Source organism: Staphylococcus sp. HMSC36A10 (assembly GCF_001838845.1).
Taxonomy (GTDB): domain Bacteria; phylum Bacillota; class Bacilli; order Staphylococcales; family Staphylococcaceae; genus Staphylococcus; species Staphylococcus aureus.
Genome location: NZ_KV839123.1, coordinates 1 through 2,140 on the forward strand (window position 1 = coordinate 1; position 2,140 = coordinate 2,140).

The window sequence follows — 2,140 nt, forward strand, 5'->3', positions numbered from 1 at the left end:
AATCGAAAACTTTAAGTTCTTTGTTCAATATGGCGACTTTAAAGATTTGTCGAAGTACAAAGACGGCGATATATCATACAATCCAGAGGTGCCGAGTTATTCAGCAAAATATCAATTAACTAATGATGACTATAATGTAAAACAATTACGAAAAAGATATAATATACCAACGAATAAAGCACCAAAGCTATTGTTGAAAGGTACAGGGAATTTAAAAGGTTCATCAATTGGCTACAAAAAAATTGAATTTACTTTCGTAGAGAAAAAAGGAGAAAATATATACTTTAGTGATGGGCTACATTTTAATCCAAGTGAGGATAAATAATCATGATTCGATCAAATTATGAAATCGATCCAGGAAAAACAATAAAAAGAAATAGGATTGTGAAATTATGAAACGATTAAATACATTGGTATTGTACATCAGTTTTTTGATATTAATCATCAGTATCGTTGCTGGTTGTGGTACAGGGAAAGAAGCGGAAATAAAGAAAAGTTTTGAAAAAACATTGAGTATGTATCCAATTAAAAATCTAGAGGATTTATACGATAAAGAAGGCTATCGTGATGACGAATTTGATAAAAATGATAAAGGAACGTGGACTATTAGTTCTGAAATGGCAATTCAGAAAAAGGGAGAAGCCTTAAATATAAAAGGTATGGTTTTGAAGTTAAATAGAAATACAAGGAGTGCAAAAGGATTTTACTATGTTAATGCGATAAAGAAGGATGAAAATGGCAGACCTCTGGATAATCAAATAGAATATCCCGTTAAAATGATTGACAATAAAATCATTCCAACTAAAGATATCAAAGATGAAAAAATAAAAAAAGAAATAGAAAACTTTAAGTTTTTCGCGCAGTATGGCAATTTTAAAGATTTGACGAAGTATAAAGGTGGAGATATTTCATATAATCCAGAAGCCCCGATTTATTCAGCAAAATATCAACTAACCAATGATGATTATAATGTAAAGCAATTACGTAAAAGATATGATATACCGACGAATAAAGCGCCAAAGTTATTGTTAAAAGGTTCAGGAAATTTAGATGGTTCATCAGTTGGATACAAAAAAATTGAATTTACTTTCGTAGAGAAAAAAGGAGAAAACACTTACTTTACAGCTAACCTACATTTTAAACCGAGTAATGATGAATAATCGTGACTAATAAAGAGTATGAAATCGATTCAAGGAAACAAAATAAAAAGAAGAGAGTTGTAAGGTGATGAAACGTTTAAATAAATTAGTGTTAGGTATTAGTTTTCTGTTTTTAATCATCAGTATCGTTGCTGGTTGTGGTACAGGGAAAGAAGCGGAAATTAAGAAAAGCTTTGAAAAAACGTTGAGTATGTATCCGATAAAAAATCTAGAGGATTTATACGATAAGGAAGGCTATCGTGATAATCAGTTTGATAAAAAAGATAAAGGAACTTGGATTGTCAATTCTCAAATGGCAATTCAAAATAAAGGAGAACCTATGAAATCAAAAGGCATGGTTCTGTATATGAATAGAAATACAAGAACAACAAATGGCTATTATTATGTTAATGTGATTAAGGGCGAGGATAAAGGTAAACATCAAGACAATGAAAAAAGATACCCTGTTAAAATGGTCGACAATAAAATCATTCCAACTAAAGAAATTAAAGATGAAAAAATAAAAAAAGAAATAGAAAACTTTAAGTTCTTTGTTCAATATGGAAACTTTAAAGATTTGTCGAAGTATAAAGACGGAGATATTTCATATAATCCAGAGGTGCCGAGTTATTCGGCTAAATATCAATTAACTAATGATGATTACAATGTAAAGCAATTACGTAAAAGATATGACATACCAACAAATAAAGCACCGAAGTTGTTGTTGAAAGGTACAGGGAATTTAGATGGTTCATCAGTTGGATATAAAGACATTGAATTTACGTTTGTAGAGAAAAAAGAAGAAAACATTTACTTTAGTGATGGGTTAATTTTTAAACCAAGTGAGGATAAATAATCATGACTCGATCAAAATATGAAATCAATCCAGGAAAGATAATAATAAGAATAGGATTGTGAAATTATGAAACGATTAAACAAATTGGCATTGTATATTAGTTTTTTGATATTAGTCATTAGTATCACTGCTGGTTGTGGCATAG

3 protein-coding genes and 1 pseudogene are annotated in these 2,140 nt (G+C 29.8%); all 4 read left to right on the forward strand.

The genetic code is table 11. The annotated features are described in order from the left end of the window. The coding region (locus tag HMPREF3247_RS10445; protein ID WP_049210577.1) for a tandem-type lipoprotein at positions 1 to 325 on the forward strand (325 nt) is incomplete at its 5' end. Positions 326 to 389: 64 nt separating this feature from the next. Next, a complete protein-coding gene (locus HMPREF3247_RS10450; RefSeq protein WP_031866205.1) occupies positions 390 to 1,160 on the forward strand; it encodes a tandem-type lipoprotein in 771 nt (256 codons plus the stop codon). Between the two features lie 64 nt (positions 1,161 to 1,224). Further along, positions 1,225 to 1,995 (forward strand): tandem-type lipoprotein, encoded by a 771-nt coding sequence (locus HMPREF3247_RS10455; RefSeq protein ID WP_000977790.1) that lies wholly within the window; start codon positions 1,225 to 1,227, stop codon positions 1,993 to 1,995. A 66-nt stretch (positions 1,996 to 2,061) separates the two neighbouring features. After that, positions 2,062 to 2,140 (forward strand): annotated as a pseudogene (locus HMPREF3247_RS14990) (tandem-type lipoprotein); the annotation flags it as partial.